General features: G+C 70.9%; 16 protein-coding genes. 5 read left to right on the forward strand and 11 right to left on the reverse strand.

Going from position 1 to position 17135, the window contains the following annotated elements; genetic code table 11:
* Nucleotides 1–115: 115 nt before the first annotated feature.
* Nucleotides 116–904: a class I SAM-dependent methyltransferase gene (locus ACWCXB_RS26240; protein ID WP_450726058.1), complete on the reverse strand. Its 789-nt coding sequence runs from the start codon at nt 902–904 to the stop codon at nt 116–118.
* A gap of 172 nt (nt 905–1076) precedes the next feature.
* Between ACWCXB_RS26240 and ACWCXB_RS26245 the strand changes: the two genes are divergently transcribed.
* The 4 genes from ACWCXB_RS26245 (at nt 1077) to ACWCXB_RS26260 (ending at nt 6091) form a co-directional block, all read left to right on the forward strand.
* Entirely contained in the window at nt 1077–2591 is a 1515-nt protein-coding gene (locus ACWCXB_RS26245) for a hypothetical protein (protein ID WP_450726060.1), read from the forward strand.
* 107 nt (nt 2592–2698) lie between these two features.
* Entirely contained in the window at nt 2699–3811 is a 1113-nt protein-coding gene (locus ACWCXB_RS26250; protein WP_450726061.1) for a hypothetical protein, read from the forward strand.
* 127 nt (nt 3812–3938) lie between these two features.
* Nucleotides 3939–4997, forward strand: coding sequence for a right-handed parallel beta-helix repeat-containing protein (locus tag ACWCXB_RS26255; protein WP_450726063.1), 1059 nt, complete (start codon nt 3939–3941; stop codon nt 4995–4997).
* A 47-nt stretch (nt 4998–5044) separates the two neighbouring features.
* On the forward strand, nt 5045–6091 hold the full coding sequence (locus tag ACWCXB_RS26260) for a methyltransferase (protein ID WP_450726065.1): 1047 nt from the start codon (nt 5045–5047) through the stop codon (nt 6089–6091).
* 136 nt (nt 6092–6227) lie between these two features.
* Here the strand turns inward: ACWCXB_RS26260 and ACWCXB_RS26265 are convergent, their stop codons facing one another.
* The 7 genes from ACWCXB_RS26265 to ACWCXB_RS26295 form a co-directional block, all read right to left on the reverse strand.
* The gene (locus ACWCXB_RS26265) at nt 6228–6554 is read right to left on the reverse strand and encodes a TcmI family type II polyketide cyclase (RefSeq protein ID WP_450726066.1); all 327 of its coding nucleotides are present in this window, start codon (nt 6552–6554) and stop codon (nt 6228–6230) included.
* Between the two features lie 28 nt (nt 6555–6582).
* The gene (locus ACWCXB_RS26270) at nt 6583–7062 is read right to left on the reverse strand and encodes an SRPBCC family protein (RefSeq protein ID WP_450726068.1); all 480 of its coding nucleotides are present in this window, start codon (nt 7060–7062) and stop codon (nt 6583–6585) included.
* 1 nt (nt 7063) lies between these two features.
* Nucleotides 7064–7330, reverse strand: a complete 267-nt coding sequence (locus ACWCXB_RS26275) for an acyl carrier protein (protein WP_351224768.1) — start codon at nt 7328–7330, stop codon at nt 7064–7066.
* Nucleotides 7331–7358: 28 nt separating this feature from the next.
* The gene (locus ACWCXB_RS26280; RefSeq protein WP_450726070.1) at nt 7359–8606 is read right to left on the reverse strand and encodes a ketosynthase chain-length factor; all 1248 of its coding nucleotides are present in this window, start codon (nt 8604–8606) and stop codon (nt 7359–7361) included.
* Complete coding sequence (locus tag ACWCXB_RS26285; protein WP_450726071.1) at nt 8603–9871, reverse strand: beta-ketoacyl-[acyl-carrier-protein] synthase family protein; 1269 nt, start codon at nt 9869–9871, stop codon at nt 8603–8605. The genes ACWCXB_RS26280 and ACWCXB_RS26285 overlap by 4 nt, the downstream gene beginning before the upstream one ends.
* Nucleotides 9868–10308: a cupin domain-containing protein gene (locus ACWCXB_RS26290; protein WP_450726072.1), complete on the reverse strand. Its 441-nt coding sequence runs from the start codon at nt 10306–10308 to the stop codon at nt 9868–9870. Before ACWCXB_RS26290 ends, ACWCXB_RS26285 begins: the two co-directional genes overlap by 4 nt.
* Nucleotides 10309–10452: 144 nt before the next feature.
* The gene (locus ACWCXB_RS26295) at nt 10453–11571 is read right to left on the reverse strand and encodes a SchA/CurD-like domain-containing protein (RefSeq protein ID WP_450726073.1); all 1119 of its coding nucleotides are present in this window, start codon (nt 11569–11571) and stop codon (nt 10453–10455) included.
* 262 nt (nt 11572–11833) lie between these two features.
* Here ACWCXB_RS26295 and ACWCXB_RS26300 point away from each other — a divergent pair, with 262 nt between their 5' ends.
* Nucleotides 11834–13474, forward strand: a complete 1641-nt coding sequence (locus ACWCXB_RS26300; RefSeq protein WP_450726075.1) for an FAD-dependent oxidoreductase — start codon at nt 11834–11836, stop codon at nt 13472–13474.
* Between the two features lie 109 nt (nt 13475–13583).
* On the opposite strand, the gene ACWCXB_RS26305 is transcribed toward ACWCXB_RS26300, so the two are convergent.
* From ACWCXB_RS26305 to ACWCXB_RS26315, 3 genes are read right to left on the reverse strand one after another with little or no spacing between them, the layout of a single operon-like run.
* Nucleotides 13584–14423 (reverse strand): carbohydrate ABC transporter permease, encoded by an 840-nt coding sequence (locus ACWCXB_RS26305; protein WP_450726077.1) that lies wholly within the window; start codon nt 14421–14423, stop codon nt 13584–13586.
* Nucleotides 14420–15796, reverse strand: coding sequence for a carbohydrate ABC transporter permease (locus ACWCXB_RS26310; protein ID WP_450726079.1), 1377 nt, complete (start codon nt 15794–15796; stop codon nt 14420–14422). Before ACWCXB_RS26310 ends, ACWCXB_RS26305 begins: the two co-directional genes overlap by 4 nt.
* 6 nt (nt 15797–15802) lie before the next feature.
* Nucleotides 15803–17128: an ABC transporter substrate-binding protein gene (locus ACWCXB_RS26315; RefSeq protein ID WP_450726081.1), complete on the reverse strand. Its 1326-nt coding sequence runs from the start codon at nt 17126–17128 to the stop codon at nt 15803–15805.
* Nucleotides 17129–17135 lie beyond the last annotated feature (7 nt).

A 17135-nucleotide genomic window follows, 5' to 3' on the forward strand; every position in this document is an offset into this window, starting at 1 on the left:
AGCTTCTTCTTCCCCTGCGGTGTCCGGATCTCTCGGATCTCGAAGGCCATCGCGTCCCCGAAGGTCGGGTGTTGCGGTGATCGTTAGAACCTAAGACCGCCGGGCGGGGGCCCTGTCATACATGGGTGACGCGGAGCTTGGACTGGCCGTGCGGCAGCCGTTCCCAGTCGTCCATGAAGCGGGCCGTCAGACCGTGTTTCCCGGCCAGGCCGATCAGCGTCTCCGTGCGGTAGTAGAAGTCCTCGCGCAGCACATGGTGTTCGGTCCCCTCGGTCCGGTCGAAGGTGAAGTCGAAGAACCCGCCCGGGGCCAGCACCCGTCCGACGTTCGCCAGGCATTCATCGATGATGTGCAGCGGCGAGTGCGAGAAGACGCTGTGAGCGTGCACCACGGTGAACCAGGCATCGGGAAGGAAGTCGAGCGTCAGATCGTCGACCGGAGTGAGGTACGGCATCTTCTTCTGGATGCCGTAGCGCACCACGGTCTTCTTGGCCTCGACGAGGATGTTGGGCGAGATGTCGATTCCGTAGTAGTGACCGGGATCGAGGTGCTCGATGAACCGCCACCCGGCACGCAGATTGCCGCAGCCGATCTCCAGCATCCGGTCGTGGGGCGTCAGCCCGTGCTCGAGCAGGTAGTCGAACTGCATCTGTCCGATGGCCAGCCAGCGCGCGTGCGACGGATTGCCGCCGACCGCGGCCTCCGGGCTCCTGGCTGTGTCCGACGCCATCACCGCCCGGTAGTACCCGACATGGTCCCCGCGATGTCTGACGCTCAGCAGGCCGTCCCGGAACGTCCGTCGCAGATACGGCAGCACCCGGCCGGGGTGGCCCAGCGCATAACGCACCTTGTGGCCGAGGGCCGAACGGTTCGCCGACAGCGGCGAGGCGGGTGTGCGTGGCATGACGGCCTCCGGCTCATCCGTGGGCTGACCTTCGCGGATGCTAGCCAGCCAGGGAGCGGCGCGGCCCGGGACCTGCCGCCCCGCCCGTCCGGGCAACCCGTTCGGGCACGTCGTTCGGCCGGGTGCCACGCGTGCGTGGTGGACAGCGCCGGACCCCCACAGCGTGGAGTACATGCCGGAACCACGTCTGCTCGCTCGGAGGCGGGTGCGCGTACACGGTGCCCGGGACGCCCTCCGGGCCCCGGGGTCCGCCCGCGCACTGCCCTTGCTCGCGGTCGTCGCCGCGGCCTTCACCCTCGTCCAGTTGGTCCTCGTGGTGCCCGGGCTGGGGCTCGGCTGGGACGAAACGGTGTACGTCAGCCATGTCAGCCCGCAGGCCCCTGCGGCGTTCTTCAGCGCGCCCCGGGCCCGGGGCATCACCTACCTCGTCGCCCCGGTCGCGGCGGTGACCACCTCGGTCGGGGCGCTCCGCGTCTACCTGGCCGTGCTGTCCGGCTGCGGACTGTTCCTCTCCCTGTGGGTGTGGCGGCGGATGCTGCCCGTCCCCGTGCTCGCGGTCGCCGGGGCGCTCTTCGCGGGCCTTTGGATCACGGCGTACTACGGCCCGCAGGCGATGCCCAATCTCTGGGTCGCCTACGGGGCACTTACTGCGGTCGGCTGCTTCCTGCGCGCCGCCCGGGACTCCGGTGACCGCGGTGCGCTGATCGGGCTCGGCGCCGGCGTGGCGTTCATGGCGCTGATGCGGCCGACCGACGCGCTCTGGCTGGTCCTGCCGCTCGCCGCCGGGTCCCTGCTGGTACGCGCCTGGCGTCGGCCGCTGCTGCTCGTCGTGCTCGCCGCCTCCGCGCTCTTTGGCTGCGCCGAGTGGATCGTGGAGGCGTACGTCCGTTACGACGGCCTCTTCGCGCGGCTGCGGCGGGCGAGCGAGATCCAGGGGCACCTCGGCCGGTACATGTCGATCGACGACCATGTGCGCGCACTGGGCGGGCGCACCCTGTGCCGTCCCTGCGACGTGCCGTGGCGTCACCCCGTCACCGCCGTGTGGTTCTTGGCGCTGCCCCTGCTCGTCGCCGCGGGAGTGCGGGCCGCGGTCCGGTCCGGGCACCGGACCGAGATCGTCATGGCCACCGTGACCGGGCTGTCACTGGCGGCCCCCTATCTGTTCACCGTCGACTACGCGGCGCCGCGCTTCCTGCTGCCGGCGTACGCACTGCTGGCCCTGCCCGTGGCACAGTGCCTGACCCGCGCCCGGCGCCCCGCTGTGGCCGTGCTCGTCGTCCTGGCCGTCGTCGCACATCTGGCGGTCCAGTACCGGGTCCTGGACTCGGTGGTACGTCGCGTACGCACCGACACGGCGGCCCACACCCGCATCGCCGCCGCGCTACGTGCCCAGGGAGTGCGCCCGCCGTGCCTGATCACCGGGGACGAGGCGATCCGCGTGGCGTTCCGCACGGGTTGCGCCTCCCGCCAGCCCGGTGGACACGACGGCAGCATCACCCCGGCGGGCATCGCCGCCGCGGCCCTGCGGCAACCGGTCGCGGTCCTCGTCTCCGGTGCGCAGCAGCCACCCTCGTACGCCCGAACCTGGCGCGTCCACCCCCTGCCGGCCCTGGGGCACCGCACGGACTACCGGGCGTACCTGTCGCCCTCGTCGTCACGAGTGTCGCGGGCGTCGTGGGCCGGTTGAGCATCGACCTCGCCGCTCGTGCCCGTCGCCTCGGACAACGGGAACCGTGACCGGCGGCGGGTCGTGTCAACAGCGAACAGGACGCCGAAGAAGAGGGGGAGTCCGCCATGGTCACGAATGCCGTGCGGATCGACGGCAACAGCCTGCTGCTGGGCGGTGGTGTACGCGTCCGCTTCGTCAGGACCCTGCGCCTGCCCGAGTCCGGGACGCATGCGCTGCCACCCGGACTCGGCGACTTCCCGGTCCGGCGCGTCGAGGACTACCCCGGCACCGTGCCGCCGCAGTGGCCGGCACGGGGCGGGGTGCTGCTGCCGGTGTACCTGCGGGAGGCGATGTGGCTGAGCTTCGCGGGCAGCAGCGAACCCGCCGCGCTCCAGGTCGGCGTCGGGAAGGTGTGCGCCGTGTCGGGGGAACGGTGGACCGGCAGGCTGGGCCGGGACCCGCAGAACTATGTGGTGCTGCCCCGGCAGCCGTGGCTGGACGGCATCAACTCGGGCCGTGGGACGGTGCGTCAGTTCGTCGCGGTCCCGCTGGGGCTCGGCGCCACGGTGGAGGGGCAGGTCACCGGCGAGGAGACCTGGGGCGGCATCCAGCTCCAGGCGCACGCACTATCGGGGCCCGCGCTGCACGCCTGGCGCGAGGAGCAGCGCGCCCGCGCCGAGCGGGAGGCACGGGCCCGGCGGGCAGCGGCCAGGTTCGCGCCGCCGGCCGGCGGGCCCATGGCCCCGCCCGGTGCACCCCCCGCACCGGGCGGCGGCTACGGAGCGGCCTACCCCGCTGCCATGGCCGCGCCCTCGGCGCTTCCCACGCCGGGCGGGCCGCCCCCGCCCCCGGCCGCCATGGGACTGGGAGCGGGCGGCTCCATGATGCAGGAGGTGTACCAGGACGACCGGCCCCTGTCCGACTGGTCCGGCGAGCCGTCCGGCCGGGTGTTCGTCCACTTGGTGACCCCGCCCGAATGGCGGCGTATCACCGGTGAGGCGCCACCGCCGTCCCCCGTCGACCGTGCCGCGTACACGCGGGCCGGGCTGCCCTGGTTCGACTACTACGACGAGGACGGCACCGATCTCGCGCCGGCGGACCCGCTGAGCGGGGTCAAGCCGGTCGGCGACTGGCTGGGAGACGACCACAGTCCGTGGCAGCCGCCCGGCGCGCACCAGATCAAGCCGCTCGGCGACGCGCCACAGCCCGGCTCGCCGGTGGCGGACGGGGACTGGTGAGCAAGGCGGGCAGCCCGTGAGCGAAGCGGGCGTCGCGCGCTGCCTGCCCGCCGTTCGGCCACGACACGTACGCCCGTAACCGCATGGTATGTGGCGATTCGTCACGATTGAGTCCTACCTTCGGCTCATGACGAAACGACAGATCACGTACCTCGGATGCGTTGCTCTCATGGTGGCCTCGGGGGTGGGCGCGGCCGCGCCCACCCATGCCGCGGTCCCGTACGACGTCCGTCCGGGGGAATCGATCCAGGCGGCGGTGGACGCCGCGCAGCCCGGGGCCGTCGTCGACATCGCACCCGGGACCTACTACGAGAGCGTGACGGTCACCAAGCCGGGCCTGATCCTGCGTGGGGCGGGACGGCGGACGGTCATCCGGCCGCCCGCCGCCGCGGGCCCGGACGCCTGCGCGAAGGCCGGCAACGGGATCTGTGTGACCGGAACGGACGCGAAGCCCGTCGACGGCGTGCGGATCCAGTCGCTGACGGTGAGGGCGTTCCAGAAGAACGGCATCTGGGCATCGCGCACCAGCCGGCTGAGCGTGCTCAAGGTGATCTCCGAGCAGAACGGCAACTGGGGCATCGCCCAGGAGCGGTCCACCGCCGGGGTGTTCCGGGGCAACACGGCCCGCAACAACGCCGAGTCCGGCATCTTCCTGTCGAACACGACCGACACCGAGGCCGGGGCCCAGGACGCCCAGCGCGCGCTGGTCAGCGGGAACCGCCTCGTGGGCAACAGGGTCGGGGTCACCATCAGGCGGCTGAGGAACCTCGTCGTCGAGTACAACTCCATCACCGACAACTGCGCCGGCGTGTTCGTCGTCGGCGACGAGGGCGTGCCGCGCACCGGTGCCCTGGCCGTACGCGGCAACCGGCTCGGCCACAACAACAAGTTCTGCCCCAAGACGGCCCGGCTGCCCCAGATCCAGGGCGCCGGGATCGTGCTCACCGGCGTCGAGCAGACGGTCGTCGAGCGCAACCTGATCTGGGGCCACTCCGGCACGTCGCCCTTCGCCGGCGGCATCGTGCTCTTCAAGAGCATCGTCGGATCCCCCAACTCCCGCAATGTCATCAGGAACAACGTGCTGGCGTACAACACCTCGCCCGACCTCGCCAACCGGGACACCGGCGAAGGCAACGCCTTCGGCGGGAACTTCTGCAGCGTGTCCGAACCCGCGGGCATGTGCTGACCCGGGCGCGCGCACGCCCGGCCCCACACCATGAGAAACGAGGCGGTATGACGACCGTAAGCACCACCACTCCGCAGGAGGCGGCCACTCCGCCGTCCATGCGGCTGCGGGAGCTCGTGTTCGGGGCGGCCTGCGCCGCCGCCGTGCGCGCCGCGGCCAGGCTCGGCGTCGCCGACGCGCTCGGGGACGCCCCGGCCACCGCGGAGGAACTGGCGGCCGCGGTGCGCACCGAGCCGAGGGCGCTGCGGCGGCTGCTGCGCGCCCTGTCCTGCTACGGGATCTTCGAGGAGTCCGGGGACGGCCGGTTCGTCCACACCGAGATGTCCCGGATGCTGCGCGAGGACGACCCGCAGAGCCTGAAGTACATCTCCCTCTGGTGCACCGAGCCGTGGACCTGGGACGCCTGGCCGCTCCTCGACGAGGCGGTCCGGTCCGGGAAGAGCGTCTTCGACAGGCTCTACGGAAAGGAGTTCTTCGACTATCTGCATGAGGACGCGCACGAATCGGCGCATGTCTTCAACCAGGCCATGACCACGTCCAGCATCCAGTCGGCCCGCGACGTCGCGGAACTCCTCGACCTCACCGGGGTGTCCACGGTCGCGGACATCGGCGGCGGCCAGGGGCACGTCCTGGCGAGCCTGCTGGAGAAGCACGGCCATATGCGGGGCACCCTGCTCGACCTTCCCCGTGTCGTGGCCAACTCCGACCCCCGGCTGCGCCCCGGCGGTCCGCTCGCCGACCGGGTCGGGATCGTCGCCGGCGACTGCCGGGAGACCATCCCCGTCGAGGCCGACCTCTACATCATCAAGAACATCCTGGAGTGGGACGACGAGAGCACGCGCAGGACCCTGCGCAATGTCGTCCGGGCGGCCCGGCCGGGAGCCAGGGTGGTGGTGATCGAGAACCTCGTCGACGACACCCCGTCGATGAAGTTCACCACCTCGATGGACCTGCTGCTGCTCCTCAACGTCGGTGGGGCGAAGCACACCAGGGAGAGCATGGTCACCCGGATGGCGGACGCCGGTCTCATCGTCGGCGACGTCCGTCCCGTCAACGCGTATCTGCACGCGTTCGAGAGCATCACCCCCGCCTGACGGCCGGGGCTCGCCCTCCTCTTCCCCCTTCCCCTTCCCCCTTCCCCTTCCCCCTCATCCCCCTTCCCCCTCGCCGGCTCCGCGTTCCTCGCGCGGGGCCGGCGACTCGTCGTGCACGGTCAAGCCGGGCGACGGATCACGCGCCGCGCTCCCAGCGGTAGAACTCCTGGGCCATCGCGTCCTTCGGGCTCCGCCACGTCCGAGGGTCGTACGCGCTCACATACGAGGAGAGTTTGTCGCTGATGTCCCGGAACTCCGGGTGGTCCGCCACCTTGGCGACCGCGGGTCCGGGCGGCCGGTCCGCCTCGATCAGGTGCAGGTACACGTCGCCGAACTGGAAGAGCGTGCGCCGGGTCACCCCGACGAGGCCCGGCAGTTCGCCCCGGTCGGAGGCCGCGAACACCTTGGCGATGTCGGAAGCCGAGTCCGGTGCCATACGGGCGACGATCAGAGCCTGGTGCATCAGGGGGGTTCCCTTCGGTCGGTGTGGATCAGTCGGTGGCGACCGCGACGGTCTGGCGTTCGCGGGCGCGCTGCTCGATCTTGTCCCTGATGAGCTCCATCTGGACGCGGGAGTTCCGGTTGATGTTGTCGGTCATCCAGTCGTCGTCGACCGGGGCGTCCGGCTTCATCGCGAAGTCCTGCGTCCACTTCATCAGGACGCCTTGCGGGGTCTCCCGGTACTCCCAGCGGATGTCCATGTGCTGGAAGGGACCGGTCTCCACGCGGCGGGCACGGACCGTGAGCGCCTTGCGGTCGGTCACGCGCTCCGACACCCAGCTCCACACCTTCCCGTTCTCGTCGGGGTGCATGGTCAGGCGGAACGTCGTCGCGTTGTTCTGGCGCTCCAGGATCTCGACGGACGCGTACTCGCTGAACAGCCGGGGCCAGTTCTCGATGTCGTTGGTCATGTCCCAGACGAGGTCGAGCGGCGCGTTGATGGTGATCTGGTTTTCGGTGTGACCTGACACTTCAGGCTCCTGCCATGAGGGAGTTGTTGACGAGGTCGAGGAACTCGCGGGGGGTCTTGCAGCGGTCCGCATCGGCGGGCAGCGCCCGGCCGTACCGGTTCTCGAGCTCGCCCACGATGCCCAGCAGACCGAGCGAGTCGAGGCCGTACTCGTCGAACCGTGCCTCGGGCCGGCCGCCCATCTCCGCCGGATCGACGGTGATACCGGCGCCCTTCTTCATCAGAGCGGCCAGCTCTTCAATGGTCAGTTTGGTGATCTGTGTGGTCATGAGGAGTCCTCCTTCTCGCGCGTTCTCATCAGGGGGTGGTGGCGCCGTGCCGCAGCACGAGCGCAGCGTTCGAGCCCATGAGTCCTCGGCTCAGCACCAGGGCCGTGCGCAGCTCGGCGGGGCGGGCCCTGCCGGTCACCACCTCAAGGTCGTGGCACACGTCGGAGACATTGGGCGTGGGCGGCACGAGACCGTCCTGCAGGGCGAGCACCGCGGCGGCCGTGTCCAGCACCGGTGCTCCGCAGTACGCCCGGCCCGTGCCCGACTTGGGGGCCGTCACCGGCACGCGCTTGCAGTGCGGGCCCAGGGCGTCGGCGATCGCCAGCGCCTCGGCCCGGTCCGCTGCCGGGATGCCGAGCGCGTCCGCGAACACGACATCGATCTCCTCGGGGGCGCACTCGGCGTCCGCCAGGGCGCCGCGGATCGCGTGGGCCAGCCCCTCCCGGGACTGCTCCCACCGGGAGGCCCCGGTGAACGTCGCCGCGTGGCCGGCCACGACTGCCCGCACCGGGACCCCGCGGCGGTGTGCCGCCGACTCGTCCTCGACGACCAGCATCGCGCCGCCCTCGGCGGGCACGAAACCGCAGGCCTCCGAGGTGAAGGGCCGGTACGCGCGCTCGGGTTCCTCGATCGTGCTGAGCTCCCGGTAGCCGAGCTGGCAGACCAGTGAGTACGGCGCGAGAGGCGCCTCGGCCGCGCCGATGACGACGGCGTCGGTGCCCCGCCCGATGGCCCGGGCGGCGTGCGCGACGGCGTCCAGACCGCCCGCCTCGTCACTGGCCACGACACCGCACGGGCCCTTGAACCCGCCGCGGATCGAGATCTGGCCGGTGCTCGCCGCGTAGAACCAGGCGATGGACTGGTACGGGCCCACGTACCGCGAGCCCTGTCCCCAGAGCCGCTGCAGCTCACGCTGGCCGAATTCGCCGCCACCCGAACCGGCGGCGGTGACCACACCCACGGCGAACGGTGAGTCGCTGAAGTCGCCGGGGGCGATCTGCGCATCGGCCAGGGCCATGTCGGCCGCGGCCATTGCGAAATGCGTGAACCGGTCGGTCTGGACGAGATAGCGCTCCTCGACCAGTGACTCGGGAGCGAAGCCGCGGACCTCTCCGGCGACGCGGACCGGCAGATGCCCGCAGCCCTCTCGGGTGATGTGGTCGAGGACGCTGGCGCCCTCGCGAGTGGACTTCCAGAAAGCGTCGGTGCCCACCCCGTTGGGGGCGACGACACCGATTCCGGTGACGGCCGGACGCCGGTCCTGCCGAGGACTCATCGTGTCCTCCCTCCTGGTCGGGTCAGGACCACGGCGGACTGGAATCCGCCGAAGCCGCTGCCGACCGAGAGCACGTTGCGCAGCTTGAGGGCGCGCGCGGTGCGTGGCACATAGTCGAGATCGCACTCGGGGTCGGGGGTCTCGTAGTTCGCCGTCGGCGGCACCACCTGGTTGGCAATGGCCAGCACGCAGGCGACGATCTCTATCGCCCCGATGGCGCCGAGCGAGTGACCCACCATGGACTTGATGGAACTCATCGGCACCTCGTACGCGTGCGCTCCGAGCGACTCCTTGACGGCCGCGGTCTCGTGACGGTCGTTCTGCTGCGTGCCCGAGCCGTGCGCGTTGACGTAGTCGATGTCCGACCCGTCGATACGGGCGTGGTCGAGCGCGCTGTCGATCGCACGGGCCATTTCCAGGCCCTCCCGGGTGAGACCGGTCATGTGGTAGGCGTTGCCGAAGGTGGCGTAGCCGCCGATCTCGCAGTACACCCGCGCACCGCGGGCACGCGCGTGTTCCAGCTCCTCCAGGACGAGGACGGCACCGCCCTCGCCCATCACGAATCCGTCCCGGTTCGCGTCGAAGGGGCGCGAGGCATGGGCGGGGTCGTCGTTGTTCGGGGAGGTCGCCTTGATCGCGTCGAAGCAGGCGACGGTGATCGGGGATATCGGGGAGTCCGATGCGCCCGCTATGCAGACGTCGACCCGGCCCTCCTCGATCGCGTGGAACGCGTAACCGATCGCGTCGAGACCGGAGGTGCAGCCCGTGGAGACGGTCTGCACCGGCCCGTGGGCGCCGGTCTGCTCGGCCACCTCGGAGGCGAGGGCGCTGGGGGAGAACGCCCGGTGCAGATGCGGCTCCGCCTCACTGTGGTCCACGTCCCAGCGCCGGCCCGAACTGCTGACCTTGACGTAGTCGTGCTCCAACCGGGTGGTGCCGCCCACCGCGGTGCCCAGGGACACCCCGATGCGCCACGGGTCCTCGCGCTCCGGGTCGAGCCCCGCGTCGCGCAGGGCCTCCCCGGCGGCGACCATCGCGAACTGGACGTACCGGTCCCCGCGCTGTGTCTGCTCCGGGCCGAGGCCGTGCGCCGCCGGATCGAAGTCGCACTCGGCGGCGATACGCGAGCGGAAACCCGTCGGATCGAAGAGCGTGATGCCGCGCGTCGCGGTACGACCGCTCGACAGGAGGTCCCAGAACGCCGGTATGCCCACGCCTCCCGGCGCCACTATGCCGACGCCGGTGACGGCTACTCGCCGGGTCATGAAGCCGTCCTTGTCGGTTCCGGCGGCACGTGCTGTGCGGCGCCTTCCATGGCTGGGGTCTCCTCGGTGTCGACGTGGCCGAGCTCCGGCCGGGGCGCCAGCGGACCGAGGTGGAAGACCATCCGGGCCTCAGTGCTGCCCACGTTGCGGAATCGGTGCCGTACATACGGCGGAATGAACAGCCCCTGGTCCGGCCGGATCGGGAGCGTCTCGTCGTCCAGGTCCACCTCGAGTTCGCCGCTGACGACGTACACGAACTCCTCGGAGTACGGGTGGTAGTGCTCACCGATGCGGTCGCCGGGCTCCACGATCGCCAGGCCCATGAAGCCGCTCGTGGCGCCCACCGCGGTGGGCGTGAGCATGGCGCGCAGATCGCCTCCGCGCCGGCGATTGGGCTGGGTCTCGCTGAGGTCGACGATGCGATGGGGTGTGGTCATGACTGGTTCCTCCACGTGGCCGTGTGGCGTGGTGCCGGCGTGCGGGCCGGCGGTGCGGTGTGCGCGTGGTGCGGTGTGCGTGAGGTGCGGTGTGCGCGCACCGCACCGCCTGGCGCCGGAGTTCGGGGCCCGGCAGTCGCGGTGTCAGGGGGCCCGGCGGTCGGTGATCAAGCGCATGTCGGCCTTCTTGAGGAAGAGCGCCATGTCCTCCTCCGAGGCCCGCTCACCGTTGCCGACCGCGTCGTCGTCGAGCAGCCGTGCGAGCATGGCCGCCTTGCGCGGGCCGTGCGCGCCGAGCGCGAGCAGCGGGTCGGAGTCGATGTCGCCGCGCACATCGACCAGCCGGACGACAATGTCGTCGCGCTGGAAGACGGTGCTGCTGTCGACACACGCCGACGGGTCGTCCGCCGCCGCCTCGTCCTGCTGGGCGAGCAGCCGGGCGAGCGCCATGCCGCAGCCCGGCTTGGCCGGATAGAGCAGCGCGTGCCGCTTCACGTCCGGGTGCCCCTCGCCGGCGGTCGCCAGGTGGTGCACCGCCGGGAGCGCCGCCCGGGTGAAGAACACTCGTGCGGAATCCGGGTCGTTGAGGTCCCGGTCCTGCTCCAGGTAAGGGTTGATGGCCTCCTCGACGGCCCGGACCTCGGGCTGCCGGGCCACGTGGCGCAGGGCCGCGAGCAGATCGCCCTGCACCTCGACGGCGCGTACGACCCGGTTCCCGTGCATGAAGAGCGTGGTACGGCGGAGCCGGGTGTGCTCGTCGACCTTCGCCTCCGGCGAGGTGTAGCCCGCGAGGATCTCCGCGACGATCGGCTCGCTTCCAGGCTTGACCGTGAAGGTGAGCGCGTGACGCACCACACCGTCACCCACCCGGGGGAAGGGCTGCAGACCACCACTGATCTGTGCGACGCCCCCGGTGTGGAGCCTGCCGGTCTCGCGCAGAACGCTGAAGCGGAGCGACCGGGTGTCCCGTACACAGTTGTGCAGCGGCCGGACCGTCTCCACATGCTCCTCACTGTTCACCCAGTCGAGGAACGGCGGTGCACTCTCCCATTCGCTGGTGATCAGCCACTGGGAGGGATTCTCGATCGACTGGCACAGCTGGTCGCTGATGTGGCCGGGTACCGACGCCACCTGGTTGCGCATGTGCTCGTACGCCTCGAGAAAGCGCTGCTGGGCGCCGTCGTGGAGGTCAAGCAGGAGAACAACCCGCAGCCTGGAGCCGTCGAAGGCCGACTGAGATATACGTTCGGACAGCGTAGTCATGTTCCACACATCTCCTTCGAGACAGTGAAGCCGCGCCACTCGTGTGGCACGGAGCCGGCTCTCCGCGGTTCGGAGTGAGAGGTCCGACGGATCGGACGGCCTGTCACCGCTGACACGATGGGGCTGTCCGGCTTCGATCCTCGGCCGGTACCACGGGTGGCGCGAGATGTGTGAACCAAGCGGGTGAAGGGGCGATCGAGGCTCTCCCGCAAGGGCATGGAATCTCCATTCCCCCTACCGGCGGCTGGAGCTGGAGCTACTGATGGAAGAACACGTAGACGACCGCGTGCCGGTCCTGATCGTGGGCGGATCCCTGGTGGGTCTGTCCACATCGCTGTTCCTGGGGCGCCTCGGTGTCGGGCACATGCTCGTCGAGCGGCACGCGAGCACCTCGAGACACCCCCGCGGACGCGGCAACAACGTCCGCACCATGGAGCTGTTCCGGGTCGCCGGTGCCGAACCTCTCATCCACGAAGCCGCGTCCGTGCTCGCCGACAACCACGGCATTCTCCAGACGCCGTCGCTCGCCGAGGAGGGCGAGTGGCTGCTCAAGGAGATCGACCCCGGCGGCGGAGTGGCCCGGTTCAGCCCGTCCGGGTGGTGCGTGTGCAGCCAGAACGACCTGGAGCCGGTGCTGCTGGAGTGCGCCCGCAAGAACGGCGGCGACCTGCGGTACTCCACCGAGCTCAAGTCCTTCGAGCAGGACGCCCGGGGAGTCACCGCGGTCATCGAGAGCCGCGAGACGGGAAAGCGCCGCACGGTGCGCGCGGACTATCTGGTCGCGGCCGACGGACCTCGCAGCCCCATCCGCGAGAAGCTCGGCATCGGTCAGACGGGCCCGGGGCCCCTGTTCCACAACGTGAGCATCACCTTCCGCTCGCGCCGGCTCGCGGACGTCGTCGGCGACCGGCGCTTCATCGTGTGCTACCTCACCGCCCCCGAGGCGGACGGCGCGCTGCTGCCGGTGGACAACGTGGAGAACTGGGTCTTCCACGCACCCTGGCAGCCCGACCTCGGCGAGACCCTGGAGGACTTCACCGAGGAGCGCTGCATCGCCCACATCCGGAAGGCGACCGGGGCCCCCGACATCGACGTCGAGATCACCGGCAAGGCCCCCTGGCACGCGGCGGAGCGCGTCGCCGAGCGGTACGCGGACGGCAGGGTCTTCCTCGCGGGCGACTCCGCCCACGAGATGTCGCCGACCGGGGCGTTCGGCTCCAACACCGGTATCCAGGACGCGCACAACCTCGCCTGGAAGCTCGCCCTGGCCCTGGACGGCTCCGCCGGGCCCGGACTGCTGGGCACCTACGAGGCCGAGCGGATGCCGGTCGCCAAGGCCACGAGCGCCCGCGCCTCGGCCCGATCGGCGGAGCACAGCCACCCGGGCTACGCTCCCGCCCCGAACATGGTCGGCGGCAGGCAGAGCGGGATGCTCACGGTGGCCATGGGCTACCGCTACCCGCGCGGCGCGGTCCTCGGCGCCGACCCCGAACTGTCCGTCGTACCCGAGCGGATGCAGATCACCGGCGAGCCCGGCAGCCGCGCCCCGCACATGTGGCTGCACCGGCCGGGCAGTGTCCGGCAGGTGTCCACCCTGGACCTGTACGAGCGCACCTTTGTAGTGCTGACCGGAGCCGACGGCGACCAGGCCTGGTACGAGGCCGCGCTGCGCGTCGCCAAGGAGCTGTCCGTCACCCTCCCGGCGTACCGGATCGGCGAGGGGCCGGACGCCGATCTCGTCCCCGAGACCGGCGTCGACTGGGCCGAGCTGCACGGCACGACGGCCGAAGGCGCCGTGGTCGTACGCCCGGACGGCTTCGTGGCCTGGCGGTCGGCCGGCGCCGTGCCCGATCCCGAGGCGACGCTGCTCGCGGCCATGAAGGCACTGCTGCACCGAAGCTGACCCGGAAAGGGCCGCCCAGCGACGACAGGACCCAGCGACCGCGCCGCCCCGCCGGTCCGCCCGCCTGCGCGGGTGACCGACGGGGCGGCGTGCTGCCCAGGCACGGCGGTTACTTCACCGAGCCCGCCATCACCCCCTGCACGAAGTGCCGCTGGAAGGCGAAGAAGACCACCACCGGCACGATCAGGGACAGGAAGGCGCCGGGCGCCAGGACGTCGATGTTGCTGCCGAACTGCCTGACCTGGGACTGCAGTTCCACCGTGAGCGGTTGGGAGGAGCTGTCCGCGAACAGCAGGGCCACGAGCATGTCGTTCCACACCCACAGGAACTGGAAGATCGCCAGGCTGGCGATCGCCGGGCGGCCCACCGGCAGCACCAGCCGGGTGAAGATCCGCCACTCGCTGCCCCCGTCCATCCGCGCGGCCTCCAGCATTTCGCGCGGGATGTCGGCGAAGTAGTTGCGCAGCAGGAAGATGGCGAACGGCAGCCCGTACGCGACATGGAAGAGCACCACGCCGGGGATCGTGCCGAACAGCCCCAGCTGGTCGAAGAGCTTCGCGACCGGCAGCAGCCCGACCTGGACCGGTACCACCAGCAGCGCCACCACCAGCAGGAACAGCCAGTCCCGGCCGGGGAAATCCAGCCAGGCGAAGGCGTATCCGGCGAGCGCCGCGATGACGATGACCAGGGCGGTCGCGGGCACCGAGATCAGCACGGTGTTCCAGAACGCCTGGGTCATCCCGGCATTGCCGAGCAGCGCCGAGTAGTTGTCGAAGGACAGCTGCCCGGGGCCCGCGAGCGCCGTCCACCAGCCGCTGCCCGCGCTGTCCTGCGCCGAGCGCAGCGAGGAGAGAAGGAGGCCGGCGAGCGGGGTGACCCAGACCAGCCCGATGACCACCAGGAACGCCTGGACCAGGCCGTTGCCCAGCCACCTGCCAAGCCGGTTCATGACTGACTCCTGCGGAAACGGCGGACGTTGAACACCATGGCCGGGATGACCAGCAGCAGAAGCAGCACACCGAGCGCGCTGCCAAGACCCTGGTTGTTGCCGCCGCCGAAGGAGACCAGCCACATCTGGGTGGCCAGCACGGTGGCGTCCTCCTGCACCGGCCCCGGCGCGATGATGTAGACGAGGTCGAAGACCTTCATCACATTGATCACCAGGGTCACGAAGACCACGGTCAGGATGGGCGCGAGCAGCGGCACGGTGATCCTGCGGAAGACCTGCCACTCGTTCGCGCCGTCCATCCGCGCCGCCTCGAGCGTGTCGCGCGGCAGCGAGGCCAGGCCCGCACCGATCAGCACCATCGCGAAGCCGGTCCAGATCCACAGGTACGCGCCGATGATGGCCGGAGTGACGAGCGCGGGGCCGAGCCAGGAGACACCCTCGTAGGGCTGGGCGAAGTTCTTCGCGGGCAGCCGCACCGTGTACGAGCCCGGGTCCAGGTCCGCGAAGCGGAAGGAGCCGTCGGCCGCGGTGGTCGCGGTCGCGACCGTCCTGCCCTCACGCACCGCCTCGACGGCCATCCTCGGCAGCCCGCTCTCGGTCCTGTCGGCCTTCCCCTGCTGACCGCCCCCGCCGGGAGTGAAGTCCAGGTAGACGACGCCGAGCAGCTCGCGCGCCCCGGCCTGCCGGGAGGCCGCCTCGTACGAGGGCCTCGCCTCCGCGGGCACCTCCTTGGGCGGCACGCCGACGAGCCCGAGGGAGATGCTCCGGCCGCCCGGGGACACCGCCTCGGCCGTGGCGTACGAACCGTCCGCGCCCTTTGCCAGGCCCTGACCGTCCCGGGCACGGGCGTGCGGATACGAGGACGTGTCCTGGAAGGCGTCGTGCACACCCACGACGGCCGCGTTGAGCACGCCCTTGTCGGGGTCCTCCTCGTAGGCGAGCCGGAAGATGATGCCCGCGGCCAGGAAGGACACGGCCATCGGCATGAACAGCAGCAGCTTGAAGGCCGTGGCCCAGCGCACCTTCTCCACCAGCACGGCGAGGATCAGCCCCAGCCCGGTGAGGAGCGTCGGGGCGACGACCACCCAGATTGCGCTGTTGCGGACTGCCTTGAGCGTGGCCGGGTCGCGGAACATCTCGGCGTAGTTCTCGCCGCCGACGAAGCGGGTGCCGCCGGCGTCGAAGAAGCTCCGGCCCACCGAGAACAGCACCGGATAGACGACGAGCGCGCCGAGCAGCAGCAGCGCGGGCAGGACGAAGGCCACGGCGATGATCCGCCGGCGCCGCTGTGCGCGGCGCCGGGGATCCGCGGCCCCGGCGAGCGGCGGAGGGCCCGCCGCTCGCGGGGCGGAAGGGGTGACAGCGGTGCTCATGACCGGTCAGCCCTGGTACGCCTTGGCGGCCGCGGCCTCGAGCTTCGCCGCGGTGGCCTTCGGGTCCGACGGGTCGCGCAGGAAGTCCTGGAGCAGCTTCCACTCGCCCGCACCCTTGGTGCCGCCGAAGGCCGCGGGCGCCTGGTCGGACATGTCGAAGCGGACGGAGTCCCCGGCCGCGATCAGCGACTCGGCGGTCCGGCGGGTGGTGTCGTCGCCGTACGCGGCGAGGTCGAGCTTCTTGTTCGGGGACAGGTACCCGCCGGCCCCGGCCCAGACCGCGGCCGCTTCGGGGGTCGTGAGGTACTCCAGGAACGCCATGGCGGCCTTCTGGTTCTTGCCGTCCTTGAGGACGACGGCGGCGTCGCCGCCGCTGACGACGGGGGCCTTGCCGCCGTCGACCGCGGGGAACGGGAAGAAGGCCGCGTCCTCGCCGATCTTCTTGCCGAACTGGTCCTTGGCGACGCCGGCGACGAAGTCGCCCTCGTAGACGAGGCCGGCCTCCGGGTCCGGTCCGAAGACCTTCTCGACCGAGCCGGGGAAGTCGGTGCTCAGCGCGCCCTTCTGGCCGCCCGCGATCAGCTCCTTGTCGGCGAAGAGCGTGCCGAGGGTGGTCAGTGCCTTGACCACGCTCGGGTCGGTCCACTTGAGCGTGTGGGTGGCGAGCATGTCGTACTTCTCGGGCCCGGCCTGGGAGAGGTAGATGTTCTCGAACCAGTCGGTGAGCGTCCAGCCGTCCTCGCCGGCGACGGCGAAGGCGGGCAGCCCCGAGTCGGAGACCGCCCGCCCGGCGTCGAGCATCTCCGCGTACGTCTTCGGCGCCTTGACCCCCGCCTGGTCGAGGGCGTCGGGGCTGTACCAGACGGTCGACTTGTGGGCGGCCTTGAAGTAGAGGCCGTAGAAGGTGTTGCCGACGGTGCCGTAGGCCTTCCACACACTCGCGAAGTTGGTCTCGGCGGCCTTCTCGGCGGTCTTGGAGAGCGGCTTGAGCCAGCCCTCCTTGGCGAACTGCTGGAGGACGCCGACCTGCGGCACCATCACCACGTCGGGGGCGTTGCCACCCTCGATCTTGCTGCCGACGACGGTGGAGACGTTGTCACCGGTGGAGACGAACTGGGCCTTGGCCCCCGTCTTGGCCGTGAAGGCGTCCAGCACCTTCTGGAAGTTCTTCTGCTCGGCGCCCGACCAGACGCCCGCGACGGTGATGGTCTGGCCGTCGAGCGACTTGTCGCCGCCGCTCGCGGTGGTGACGGGGCCGCCGCCGCAGGCGGTCGCGCCGAGGGCGAGCGCCAGGGCCGTGCAGCTCGCGAGCAGGATGCGTCGTGAGTTCATGGTTGAT

The sequence above is a fragment of the Streptomyces sp. NPDC001514 genome, from assembly GCF_053597075.1.

Excerpts from the sequence above, each read along its gene's own strand:
- ACWCXB_RS26250 (WP_450726061.1), top strand. The coding sequence starts at position 2,699 with ATGGTCACGAATGCCGTGCGGATCGACGGCAACAGCCTGCTGCTGGGC.
- ACWCXB_RS26295 (WP_450726073.1), bottom strand. The coding sequence starts at position 11,571 with ATGACTACGCTGTCCGAACGTATATCTCAGTCGGCCTTCGACGGCTCC.
- ACWCXB_RS26310 (WP_450726079.1), bottom strand. The coding sequence starts at position 15,796 with ATGAGCACCGCTGTCACCCCTTCCGCCCCGCGAGCGGCGGGCCCTCCG.
- ACWCXB_RS26245 (WP_450726060.1), top strand. The coding sequence starts at position 1,077 with ATGCCGGAACCACGTCTGCTCGCTCGGAGGCGGGTGCGCGTACACGGT.
- ACWCXB_RS26275 (WP_351224768.1), bottom strand. The coding sequence starts at position 7,330 with ATGACCACACAGATCACCAAACTGACCATTGAAGAGCTGGCCGCTCTG.
- ACWCXB_RS26240 (WP_450726058.1), bottom strand. The coding sequence starts at position 904 with ATGCCACGCACACCCGCCTCGCCGCTGTCGGCGAACCGTTCGGCCCTC.
- ACWCXB_RS26305 (WP_450726077.1), bottom strand. The coding sequence starts at position 14,423 with ATGAACCGGCTTGGCAGGTGGCTGGGCAACGGCCTGGTCCAGGCGTTC.
- ACWCXB_RS26260 (WP_450726065.1), top strand. The coding sequence starts at position 5,045 with ATGACGACCGTAAGCACCACCACTCCGCAGGAGGCGGCCACTCCGCCG.
- ACWCXB_RS26300 (WP_450726075.1), top strand. The coding sequence starts at position 11,834 with ATGGAAGAACACGTAGACGACCGCGTGCCGGTCCTGATCGTGGGCGGA.
- ACWCXB_RS26315 (WP_450726081.1), bottom strand. The coding sequence starts at position 17,128 with ATGAACTCACGACGCATCCTGCTCGCGAGCTGCACGGCCCTGGCGCTC.
- ACWCXB_RS26285 (WP_450726071.1), bottom strand. The coding sequence starts at position 9,871 with ATGACCCGGCGAGTAGCCGTCACCGGCGTCGGCATAGTGGCGCCGGGA.
- ACWCXB_RS26290 (WP_450726072.1), bottom strand. The coding sequence starts at position 10,308 with ATGACCACACCCCATCGCATCGTCGACCTCAGCGAGACCCAGCCCAAT.
- ACWCXB_RS26255 (WP_450726063.1), top strand. The coding sequence starts at position 3,939 with ATGACGAAACGACAGATCACGTACCTCGGATGCGTTGCTCTCATGGTG.
- ACWCXB_RS26280 (WP_450726070.1), bottom strand. The coding sequence starts at position 8,606 with ATGAGTCCTCGGCAGGACCGGCGTCCGGCCGTCACCGGAATCGGTGTC.
- ACWCXB_RS26265 (WP_450726066.1), bottom strand. The coding sequence starts at position 6,554 with ATGCACCAGGCTCTGATCGTCGCCCGTATGGCACCGGACTCGGCTTCC.